This window comes from Streptomyces jumonjinensis (assembly GCF_009600885.1).
Classification (GTDB): domain Bacteria; phylum Actinomycetota; class Actinomycetes; order Streptomycetales; family Streptomycetaceae; genus Streptomyces; species Streptomyces jumonjinensis.
This window is the reverse complement of sequence record NZ_VCLA01000109.1, coordinates 1-10,657: the sequence shown is the minus strand read 5'-3', so window position 1 is coordinate 10,657 and position 10,657 is coordinate 1. Positions and strand designations below refer to the sequence as shown.

9 protein-coding genes are annotated in these 10,657 nt (G+C 70.5%); 3 read left to right on the top strand and 6 right to left on the bottom strand.

Annotation, left to right across the window (positions count from 1 at the left end):
* Window positions 1–467 precede the first annotated feature (467 nt).
* Entirely contained in the window at window positions 468–1,466 is a 999-nt protein-coding gene (gene trpS / locus FF041_RS12740; protein WP_153522939.1) for a tryptophan--tRNA ligase, read from the top strand.
* Window positions 1,467–1,557: 91 nt separating this feature from the next.
* Here the strand turns inward: trpS and proC are convergent, their stop codons facing one another.
* The 3 genes from proC to FF041_RS12725 form a co-directional block, all read right to left on the bottom strand.
* Window positions 1,558–2,367 (bottom strand): pyrroline-5-carboxylate reductase, encoded by an 810-nt coding sequence (proC, locus tag FF041_RS12735; RefSeq protein WP_153522938.1) that lies wholly within the window; start codon window positions 2,365–2,367, stop codon window positions 1,558–1,560.
* Between the two features lie 145 nt (window positions 2,368–2,512).
* The gene (locus tag FF041_RS12730; protein WP_323391811.1) at window positions 2,513–3,058 is read right to left on the bottom strand and encodes a hypothetical protein; all 546 of its coding nucleotides are present in this window, start codon (window positions 3,056–3,058) and stop codon (window positions 2,513–2,515) included.
* Between the two features lie 31 nt (window positions 3,059–3,089).
* A complete protein-coding gene (locus FF041_RS12725) occupies window positions 3,090–3,416 on the bottom strand; it encodes a peptidase (RefSeq protein WP_153522937.1) in 327 nt (108 codons plus the stop codon).
* 137 nt (window positions 3,417–3,553) lie between these two features.
* Between FF041_RS12725 and FF041_RS12720 the strand changes: the two genes are divergently transcribed.
* Window positions 3,554–5,665, top strand: a complete 2,112-nt coding sequence (locus tag FF041_RS12720; protein WP_153522936.1) for a serine/threonine-protein kinase — start codon at window positions 3,554–3,556, stop codon at window positions 5,663–5,665.
* A 268-nt stretch (window positions 5,666–5,933) separates the two neighbouring features.
* Here FF041_RS12720 and ilvD read toward each other — a convergent pair whose 3' ends face one another.
* The 3 genes from ilvD to FF041_RS12705 all read right to left on the bottom strand — a co-directional run bounded on the left by ilvD (window position 5,934) and on the right by FF041_RS12705 (window position 9,841).
* The gene (gene ilvD, locus FF041_RS12715; RefSeq protein WP_153522935.1) at window positions 5,934–7,784 is read right to left on the bottom strand and encodes a dihydroxy-acid dehydratase; all 1,851 of its coding nucleotides are present in this window, start codon (window positions 7,782–7,784) and stop codon (window positions 5,934–5,936) included.
* 169 nt (window positions 7,785–7,953) lie between these two features.
* Complete coding sequence (locus FF041_RS12710) at window positions 7,954–8,865, bottom strand: sugar phosphate isomerase/epimerase family protein (RefSeq protein ID WP_407698146.1); 912 nt, start codon at window positions 8,863–8,865, stop codon at window positions 7,954–7,956.
* Between the two features lie 43 nt (window positions 8,866–8,908).
* On the bottom strand, window positions 8,909–9,841 hold the full coding sequence (locus FF041_RS12705; protein ID WP_153485935.1) for a Ppx/GppA phosphatase family protein: 933 nt from the start codon (window positions 9,839–9,841) through the stop codon (window positions 8,909–8,911).
* 41 nt (window positions 9,842–9,882) lie between these two features.
* Between FF041_RS12705 and FF041_RS12700 the strand changes: the two genes are divergently transcribed.
* On the top strand, window positions 9,883–10,657 hold a 775-nt coding region (locus FF041_RS12700), incomplete at its 3' end, for a hypothetical protein (RefSeq protein ID WP_323391810.1).

The window sequence follows — 10,657 nt, the reverse complement described above, 5'->3', positions numbered from 1 at the left end:
TTCGGGCCTGATTCCCGGTCGAACTCGGGTTGTCTTTCCGGCTGTTGGGCCGTTCCGACGAGTGAGACTTTAGCGGAATCATTCGCCCCGACGCCAATCGGGGTTGCGCTCCTTCGAACGCTGATTCCTCATTCCGTAAAAGCGCACCGAAAGACGGGCGACAGGAGTCGCTCGCTTGCAGAGGTTCTTACGGGATGGCTGCCCGGGGACCAACCGTAGTCGGCGCTCACGTCGGGCAACTCGGAGAACACTACGGTTCTGGGTATGCACTGTCAACCCGGGCCTTCGCCCCGTAGTCTCCTCCCCATGACGACGCGTATGTGCTCCCTTCAGTGGTGGCCCGCCTGACGGCGGTCGCCACCCGAGCATGTACTCAACGGCCGCCGCCTCGGCGGCCGTTTTCGTTTCTCCCTCACCGGAGACGGGCCGCCGGAACCGGTGGCTCCGACCAGGAGACGGAGAACGGGATGACACGGATCTTCAGCGGGCTCAAGCCGACGGGGCATCTGACCCTGGGCAACTACCTCGGGGCCCTGCACCGCTGGGTCGAGGCCGACCAGCATCAGGCGGACGCGCTGTTCTGCGTGGTGGATCTGCACGCACTCACGGTGGAGCACGACCCGGCCCGGGTTCGGCGGCTGAGCCGGCAGGCGGCGACGCTGATGCTGGCGGCGGGGCTCGACCCGGCGCGGTGCAACCTGTTCGTACAGAGCCATGTGGATGAGCACGCCCGGCTGTCCTATCTACTGGAGTGCACGGCCACGGACGGCGAGCTGCGGCGCATGATCCAGTACAAGGAGAAGGGCGCGCGGGCAGCGGCCTCCGGGCAGAGTGTGCGGCTGTCGCTGCTGACGTATCCGGTGCTGATGGCGGCGGACATCCTGGCCTACGGGACGGATGAGGTTCCGGTGGGCGAGGACCAGACCCAGCATGTGGAGCTGGCCCGGGATCTGGCCGTGCGGTTCAACCAGAGGTACGGACATACGTTTGTGGTGCCGAAGGCGACGCGCCCGCCGGTGGCCGCACGGGTCATGGATCTTCAGGACCCGACGTCGAAGATGGGGAAGTCGCACGAGTCCGGGGCGGGGATCGTCTATCTGCTCGATGACGCCGACCTGGTGCGCAGGAAGATCATGCGGGCGGTCACGGACAGCGGGCATGAAGTCGAGTACGACAAAGAGCGGAGGCCGGGGCTAGCCAATCTGCTGGAGATTCTCGCCGCGTGCATCGGCGGGAACCCCGCCGAGCTGGCACCCGTTTACACGTCGTACGGAGCCCTGAAGAAGGACACGGCCGACGCGGTGGTGGAGCTGCTGAGGCCCTTGCGAGAGCGTCACGCGGAGCTGGCGGCGGACGCGGGATATGTGGATGCGGTCCTCGCCCAGGGTTCCGAGCGGGCCAGAGGGACGGCGAGGCCGCGGGTGGACGCGGCCTATGCGGCGATCGGGCTGTTGCCCGGCCGGTGACGAGCGGACAGCAAGCGGAGTAGCGGAAGACGGCTCTCTCCTGTCCGGTGCCGTGGCGCCACGGCACCGGACAGGAGGAGCACTGGCACTGTCAGCCGTTCCCCGAGGCGAGCTCGCGGCTGCGGTCGCGGGCGGCTTCGAGTGCCGCGATCAGGGCGGCGCGCACACCATGGTTCTCAAGTTCGCGGAGGGCGCTGATGGTGGTGCCGGCAGGGGAGGTGACGGCTTCACGGAGCTTGACGGGGTGCTCGCCGCTGTCGCGGAGCATCACGGCGGCGCCGATGGCGGCCTGGACGATCAGGTCATGGGCTTGGGCGCGGGGCAGTCCCAGGAGGATGCCCGCGTCGGTCATGGCCTCGACCAGGAAATAGAAGTACGCCGGGCCCGACCCGGAGAGGGCGGTGGCCGCGTCCTGCTGGGACTCGGGGACCCGGAGGGTCTTGCCGACTCCGCCGAAGATCTCCTCCGCGTGGGCGAGGTGCCCGGGGGTGGCGTGGTTTCCGGCCGAGATCACGGACATGCCCTCGTCGACGAGTACGGGGGTGTTGGGCATGACACGGACGACGGGGGTGCCCGCGGTCAGGCGCTCCTCGATGAAGGAGGTGGGGATGCCGGCCGCGGCGCTGATGACCAGACGGTCGGCGGTGAGGTGCGGGGAGAGCTCATCGAGCAGTTTCCCCATGTCCTGGGGCTTGACGGCCAGGATGAGGGTGTCGGCCCGCTTGGCGGCCTCGGCGTTGGTGACGGGTTCGACGCCGTAGCGGGTGCGCAGCTCCTCGGCACGGTCCGAGCGGCGGGTGGTGATCAGGAGATCGCCGGGCCGCCAGCCGGCGCGGATCATTCCGCTGAGGAGCGCCTCGCCGATCTTGCCCGTACCGAGAACTGCGACTGTCTGAGTCATGGCTCTGTTCACCTCGCCGGTGGGGGTATGTGCGCTCATCCTCGCACCGGGCGGACAGGAGCAGGCGCTGGTGGCCTGGCGGCGGGTGGGGAAGGGGAGAGGCGGGGGTGGGGCGGGGAGGGGGAGGGGGCCTCCCCCTCTGGGGTCAGCCGCGCTTCGGCTTCGCGTATCTGTTCTTGTGGGTGGCGCGGGCCGCCGGATTGCCCGCGCGGGTGGTTCTGCGCCTCTCGTACCGCGCGCTGGCCTTCTCGTACTCCGTACGGTGCAGCTTCTCGCCGGGGGCCTCGGCCAGTGCGCGCACCGCGTAGGCGAGCAGTACGCCGACGAAGCCGATCATCTTCAGGCTGCGGAGCGCGTCCGGACCCACCGTGCCCGTGGGACGGCGGGTGAAGCTCTCCCATGTCTTACGGAAGGCGATGGCGCTGCAGATCGCGAACATCACGATGACCAGGGTGTTGAGGAAGCCGCCGACCTCCGCGATCACCAGGCCCTGATAGGCGAAGCGCAGGACGAGACAGCCCGCGACGGCCGCGGCGAGCGCGCCGGCGGCGACACCGGCCCGGCGCAGTCCGTAACCCCCGTCGCGGTCGACCCAGGTCGTACCGAAGAAACGGATGGGCTCGGGCCGCGGACCGGTGATCTCGGAGGTGTCGCCGCCGTCGCTCTTGCTGGTGTTCTTCCGTTCGCTCACGGGGCCGATTATCCCCGGAAGCTCCCCGCCGTCAGGAACAGCGGATGGTCACATAGCCGTCGCTGCCCGTCTGGACGTAGGCGTCGGAGATGTACTCCCCGTTGGCGATGCAGTCCCAGATCGCGGTGGTGCTGTACGGGCCGGAGATCCGCTCCCCCGACTTCTGGCAGTTGATCGGGACACGGGCGCCGTAGGACAGCACCCTGACGAGTCGGTAATCGGTGCCCGGGCCGCTGCGGACGTTCACCCGGTAGCCGGGGGCGACCGGGTACCGCTTGGCCGTGTCCGGGGCGGTGAGCAGAGGTACCTCCCCCAGGTCGGTACCGATCTTTTCCGGACGTACTTCCTCAAGTGCCATCTAAATCTCCCCCGTTGCTGTATGTGCGCATACGCACGGTACGCCGCGAGAAGGCTACCAAGGCATCCTTGGATCGCACGCACCATCGACTAAGCTCCGTGAGTCGCGTGTGCGCACTGACAAGACGGGGGTAACAGATGCCGCCGCTGCGCAACACCGGGCAGTCCCCGGAAGCGGAGCGTCCGGAATATGCCGGGCATTACCGCCTTGAGTCATGTCTGGGAACAGGCGGCATGGGGGTGGTACATCTGGCCACTTCCGCATCCGGGCGGAAGCGCGCGGTGAAGGTCATCCATGCCGAGCACGCCGCGGATCCCGAGGTCAGAGCGCGCTTCCGACAGGAAGTCACCGCCGCCCGCCGGGTCAGCGGGGCATTCACCGCGTCCGTGGTCGACGCCGACCCGGAGGCCGGCCGGCCCTGGATGGCCACCCTGTTCATCGATGCGCGCACGCTCTCCGAGCGGGTGAAGCGGAGTCCGCTGGATGTGGTGGAGCTGCGCCGGATGGGGGCGGGTCTCGCCGAGGCGCTGCGCGACATCCATCGCGCCGGCGTCGTCCACCGGGATCTCAAGCCGAGCAATGTCCTGCTCGCGCCGGACGGGCCCAAGGTCATCGACTTCGGGATCTCCCGCCCTACGGACAGTGATCTGCGGACCGAGACGGGGAAGCTGATCGGGACACCGCCGTTCATGGCTCCCGAGCAGTTCCAGCGGCCGAGGGAGGTCGGGCCCGCCGCCGACGTCTTCGCCATGGGCTCGGTGCTGGTGCACGCGGCGACCGGGCGCGGCCCCTTCGACTCGGACAGCCCGTACATCGTGGCGTACCAGGTGGTGCACAACGAGCCCGATCTGACCGGGGTGCCGACCGATCTCGTACCGCTGCTGCGGCGCTGTCTGGCGAAGGACCCGGAGGAGCGGCCGACCCCTTACGAAGTGATGGTCGCGCTGCGGAAGGCCGCGCCGTCCTCGTCGTACGACACCCAGGCGTATATACCGTCCCCGAGGACGCCGGATCCGCGCGAGAGCGCGCCCGAGGTGGCGGAGCCGCGACGGCGGCGGGGGCGGTGGCTGCGATGGGCGGCGCTGGGGGCCGCGGCGGTGGTGGCGGCGACGGCCGGGATCGTGGCCGTACGGATGACCGGGGACGAGGCGCGGACCTCGCCCGCGGCGCGAACGTTCACGCCCTGGAGCGTGACCCTGCGCGGGGGCGACGACGAGAACCGGACGCCGGTGTGCGCGGCGGGTCCCGGGCTCTCGGGGCTGTACTGCGCCGCCCCCGGGGTGAAGGCGGCCCTGCTGGACCCGGACACCGGGAAGACGCGGTGGTCGCTGAAGACCCCCGGCGGCCCGGCGCAGGCCGATGGCGGGCTGGGGCCGCTGCTCGCGGGCGGGCTGCTCCAGGTGATCGCGCCGGGCGGCGACCGGCTGGAGGCGCTCGACCCGAAGACCGGGGATGTGCGCTGGGCGGCCGGGATCTCCTCGTACCCGACCGTGCGGCACATCGGCGACGCGGTGCTGCTGGTGAGCGAGGACGGACGGATCAGGGCCCTGGACTCCGCGACCGGGAAGGTGCGCTGGGAGAAGCGGCACGGCGGGGTCGGCACGCAGTGGGTGGCCGATCCGGACGGCTCGGGACGGGCGCTCGGGGTGATGCCCGCGGGCGCGGCGGGCGCGGACGGATCCACGCTGGTCATGGCCGTGGACACGGCGACCGGGAAGCAGTTGTGGCAGCGGCGGCTCGACGGGGAGCTGCACCCTCTCCAGCTCTCGGGGGACGCGCTGTATCTGCGGGCCGTGGACCGGGACGGGTTCACGTACGAGGTGGTGCGGCTCGGCACGGCTTCGGCGGCGGCCGACTCGCGCCGGGTGCGGGTGCCGGCGCCGCTGGACCAGGCGCAGGGCGCCGTGGTGGGGGACGTCGTCTATCTGAGCGGGGCCATGGGCTCGCTGGTGGCGATCGACACCGCGCGCGGGGAGCAGCTGTGGCGGCGGGAGACCGGCGCGTCGTATCTGTCGCGGCCCACGGCGGCCGCGCGCACGGTCTATGTGACGGCGGCGGACGGCCGGCTGCTGGCGGTGGACGCGCGGCGCGGGGTGCTGGCGGGGCAGACCGAGCCGCGGATGGACGACGGGAAGCATACGTTCGCGCCGATGCTGTCCGCTCCGGTGGTGGAGCAGGGGCGGGTGTACGGGACGGCGCCGGACGGGTCGGTGTTCGGGGTGCCCGCGAGCCGCCCGGAGAAGTGGTGAGGCGGCGGAGTGCGCGTCAGGCTTCGCGCCGGAGGGTCGGGCAGCGGGGCCCGGGCCCGCGTGAGGCTTCGCGGCACAGGCCCGGGAGGCCGTACGAGGGCGGGGTGCGCGTAAGGCTTCACGCCGGAGGGTCGGGCAGCGGGGCCCGGGGCTCGCGTGAGGCTTCGCGGCACACGCCCAGGAGACCGTAAGACGGCAGGGTCCGCGTAAGGCTTCGCGCCGAAGGCCCCCCGGTCTGAAGCCGGGGGGCCGCCGCACCGTCATGGTGTCAGGACAGTCTGCTCACATCGCGGACCGCGCCCTTGTCCGCGCTGGTCGCCATCGCGGCGTAGGCGCGCAGGGCCGCCGACACCTTCCGCTCACGGTTCTTCGGCGCGTACACCCCGCCCAGCGCCTCGCGGCGGGCCGTCAGCTCGTCCTCCGGCACCAGCAGCTCGATCGAGCGGTTGGGGATGTCGATACGGATCCGGTCGCCGTCCGCCACCAGCGCGATCGTGCCGCCGGAGGCCGCCTCGGGGGACGCGTGACCGATCGACAGACCCGACGTACCGCCGGAGAAACGGCCGTCCGTCACCAGCGCGCACGCCTTGCCGAGGCCCCGGCCCTTCAGGAACGACGTCGGGTAGAGCATCTCCTGCATGCCCGGACCGCCCCGGGGCCCTTCGTAGCGGATGACGACCACGTCGCCCTCCTTGATCTCCTTGCGGAGGATCTTGTCGACGGCCTCGTCCTGCGATTCGCACACCACCGCCGGGCCCTCGAAGGTCCAGATCGACTCGTCCACGCCCGCGGTCTTCACCACACAGCCGTCGACCGCCAGATTGCCCTTGAGGACCGCCAGCCCGCCGTCCTTGCTGTACGCGTGGGCCGCGTCCCGGATGCAGCCGGCCGCCGCGTCCGTGTCGAGCGACTCCCACCGCTCCGACTGCGAGAACGCCTCGGCCGACCGCTTGCACCCGGGGGCCGCGTGCCACAGCTCGACGGCCTCGGGCGAAGGGGAGCCGCTCCGGATGTCCCAGGTCTCCAGCCACTGCTTGACCGAGGGCGAGTGGACCGTGTGCACGTCCTCGTTGAGCAGTCCGGCGCGGTACAGCTCGCCCAGGATCGCCGGGATGCCGCCCGCCCGGTGCACGTCCTCCATGTAGTACGTGCCCTGGGGCGCGACATTGGGCGCGACCTTCGCCAGGCAGGGGACGCGGCGGGAGACGGCGTCGATGTGGCTCAGGTCGTAGTCGAGCTCGGCCTCCTGCGCCGCCGCCAGCAGATGGAGGATCGTGTTGGTGGAGCCGCCCATCGCGATGTCCAGCGCCATCGCGTTCTCGAAGGCCGCGTGGGTGGCGATGTTGCGGGGCAGGACGCTGTCGTCGTCGTTCTCGTAGTACCGCTTGGTGATCTCCACGACCGTACGGCCCGCGTTCTCGTACAGCGCGCGGCGGGCGGTGTGGGTGGCGAGGACCGAGCCGTTGCCGGGGAGGGAGAGACCCATCGCCTCGGTCAGACAGTTCATCGAGTTGGCGGTGAACATGCCGGAGCAGGAGCCGCAGGTCGGACAGGCGTTCTCCTCGATGCGGAGGACGTCCTCGTCCGAGATGGTCTCGTCGACCGCGTCGACGATGGCGTTGATCAGATCCAGCTTGCGGACGGTCCCGTCGACCAGCGTCGCCTGGCCGGCCTCCATGGGGCCGCCGGAGACGAAGACGGTCGGGATGTTGAGGCGCAGGGCCGCGTTCAGCATGCCCGGCGTGATCTTGTCGCAGTTGGAGATGCAGATCAGGGCGTCGGCGCAGTGGGCCTCGACCATGTACTCGACGCTGTCCGCGATCAGATCGCGGGACGGCAGGGAGTAGAGCATTCCGCCGTGGCCCATCGCGATGCCGTCGTCGACGGCGATGGTGTTGAACTCCCGGGGGATGGCTCCCGCGGCCTTGATGGCCTCGCTCACGATCCGGCCGACCGGCTGGAGGTGGGTGTGACCGGGGACGAACTCGGTGAAGGAGTTGGCCACGGCGATGATCGGCTTGCCGATGTCCGCGCCTGCTACCCCCGAAGCACGCATCAGGGCGCGGGCGCCCGCCATATTGCGGCCGTGGGTGACTGTGCGGGACCTCAGCTCGGGCATCGTCGCTCGCTCCTCGGTAGGTAAGGGAATGCCGGGGTACGAGCCTACGCGGGCCGACCAAGATCCGGACAGAATGTCCGGTATACGCGACGGTTGACTCGTCTGTCGGTCAGCCGCCGGGGGCCCGGCGAGCGGGCGGCATGACCCGGCGAGCGGCATGCCTCGGGGGTCACGCCTCGGTCCGTACTTCCTGTGCGTCGTCCCCCGCGAGGGGCCACAGATCGGGAGCGGACAGATGCAGACGGGCGAAGGCGAGCGCCTCGGCGAGGTCCGCCTCCCGCTCGGCCGCGGACATCGCCCGGCGGGTGTTCACCTCGATCACCACATGCCCGTCGAACCCCGTGCGCACCAGCCGGTGCAGCAGCTCCGCGCAGGGCTGGTTTCCCCGGCCGGGGACCAGATGCTCGTCCTTCGCGGAGCCCTTGCCGTCCGCGAGATGGACGTGTCCCAGCCGGTCGCCCATCCGGTCGATCATCGCCATGGTGTCCGAGCGCGAGGTCGCCGTGTGCGAGAGGTCGATGGTGAAGTGCCGGTAGTCGTCCTTGGTGACGTCCCACTCCGGGGCGTACGCGAGCATCTCGCGGTCCCGGTACCGCCACGGGTACATGTTCTCCACCGCGAACCGCACATCCGTCTCATCGGCCATCCGCCAGATGCCGCTGACGAAGTCCCGGGCGTACTGCCGCTGCCAGCGGAAGGGCGGATGGACGACCACGGTCGACGCGCCCAGCTGCTCGGCGGCGGCCCGCGCGCGCTGGAGCTTCACCCAGGGGTCCGGGGACCAGACCCGCTGGGTGATCAGCAGACAGGGCGCGTGGACCGCGTGCACGGGGACCCCGTGGTAGTCGGAGAGCCGGCGCAGCGCCTCGACGTCCTGGCTGACCGGGTCCGTCCAGACCATCACCTCGACACCGTCGTAGCCGAGGCGTGCGGCGATCTCGAAGGCCGTCGCCGTCGACTCCGGATAGACCGAAGCGGTCGACAGGACGACCTTCACGTCCTTCGGGTCCTTCACGTCCTTCGGGCCCTTCGAGTCCTTCGCATCCTTCGGATCGGGGGTGCGCGCCACTGGTTCTGCCACGGGAAACAGGGTACGGGCCGCCGGCGGGCGACGGCGGCGCGGACTACACGGCGGGGAGGTGGTCCAGCCTGCGCAGAATCACGCCCTCGCGGAGCGCCCATGGGCAGATCTCCAGCTCCTGAGCGCCGAAGAGGTCCATCGCCCCCTCCGCGACCAGGGCGCCCGCGAGGAGCTGCCGGGCCCGGCCCACGGAGACCCCGGGCAGGCCCGCGCGCTCCTCGACCGTCATCCCGGCGAGCTTGGGTACCCACTCCTGAAGTGACTTACGGCTCAGCTCCCGCTGGACGTACAGGCCCTCCGCGTCCCTCGCCGCGCCCGCTATCCGGGCCAGCTGCTTGAAGGTCTTCGAGGTCGCCACGATGTGATCCGGGGGTCCGAAGCGGCTGAACTCGCCGACCGTACGGGCGATCTCCGTACGGACATGGCGGCGCAGGGCGCGTACGTCCTCGGCGGTCGGCGGATCCCCGGGCAGCGAGGAGGCCGTCAGCCGGCCCGCGCCGAGGGGGAGCGAGACGGCGGCGTCGGGCTCCTCGTCGATTCCGTAGGCGATCTCCAGCGAGCCGCCGCCGATGTCGAGGACCAGCAGCTTCCCGGCCGACCAGCCGAACCAGCGGCGGGCCGCGAGAAAGGTCAGCCGGGCTTCCTCCTCGCCCGTGAGGACCTGGAGGTCGACCTCGGTCTCGGCCCGGACCCGGGCGAGCACCGCGTCGGCGTTGGTGGCCTCCCGTACGGCGGAGGTCGCGAAGGCGAGCACCTGCTCGCAGCCCTGGTCCTCGGCGGCCTGTACCGCCCGGTGGATGGTCTCGACGAGCCGGTCGACGCCCGCGGGATCAATGGCTCCCTCGGCGTCGATCAGTTCGGCGAGGCGCAGCTCCGCCTTGTGGGAGTGGGCGGGCAGGGGGCGGGCGCCGGGGTGCGCGTCCACTACCAGCAGATGCACTGTGTTCGAACCGACGTCGAGGACTCCGAGTCTCATGGACTGACACGCTACTGCGATCGCGGACATACCCTTGCCGTGTGCCAAAGACGAAAAAGACGAAACAGGGCAAAGTCCTGCCCAGTGCCAAGGTCAAGGGCGATGAGCAGGGGCTGGACTTTCCTCGGGCGTGGGTGGAGTTTCCCGACCCCGCCGACGAGGAGCAGGTCTTCCGCTGCGATCTGACCTGGCTGACCTCCCGCTGGAACTGCATTTTCGGCAGCGGGTGCCAGGGGATCTCGGCGGGCCGGGCGGACGACGGGTGCTGCACGCTGGGCGCGCACTTCTCGGACGACGACGACGAGAAGCGGGTCGCGGGGCATGTGGCCCGGCTGACGCCGGAGCTGTGGCAGTTCCATGAGGTGGGGTCGGAGTCGGGCTGGATCGAGGAGGACGACGACGGGGAGCGCCAGACCCGGCGGTGGAAGGGGTCGTGCATCTTCCAGAACCGGCCGGGATTCGCCGGGGGCGCGGGGTGCTCGCTGCACATCCTGGCGCTGCGGGAGGGGCGTGAGCCGCTGGAGACCAAGCCGGATGTGTGCTGGCAGCTGCCGGTGCGCAGAACGTTCGAGTGGATCGAGCGGCCGGACGACACCAAGGTGCTCCAGGTCTCGATCGGGGAGTACGACCGGAGGGGGTGGGGGCCGGGAGGGCATGACCTGCACTGGTGGTGCACCTCGGCGAGGTCGGCGCATGGGGCGGGGGATCCGGTGTATGTGAGCTATGGGCCGGAGCTGAAGGAGATGATGGGGAAGAAGGCGTACGACGTGCTGGTGGGGCTGTGCGAGGCACGCCTGGCGGCCCAGCTGCCGCTGC

Excerpts from the sequence above, each read along its gene's own strand:
- trpS (WP_153522939.1), top strand. The coding sequence starts at position 468 with ATGACACGGATCTTCAGCGGGCTCAAGCCGACGGGGCATCTGACCCTG.
- proC (WP_153522938.1), bottom strand. The coding sequence starts at position 2,367 with ATGACTCAGACAGTCGCAGTTCTCGGTACGGGCAAGATCGGCGAGGCG.
- FF041_RS12725 (WP_153522937.1), bottom strand. The coding sequence starts at position 3,416 with ATGGCACTTGAGGAAGTACGTCCGGAAAAGATCGGTACCGACCTGGGG.
- FF041_RS12720 (WP_153522936.1), top strand. The coding sequence starts at position 3,554 with ATGCCGCCGCTGCGCAACACCGGGCAGTCCCCGGAAGCGGAGCGTCCG.
- ilvD (WP_153522935.1), bottom strand. The coding sequence starts at position 7,784 with ATGCCCGAGCTGAGGTCCCGCACAGTCACCCACGGCCGCAATATGGCG.
- FF041_RS12705 (WP_153485935.1), bottom strand. The coding sequence starts at position 9,841 with ATGAGACTCGGAGTCCTCGACGTCGGTTCGAACACAGTGCATCTGCTG.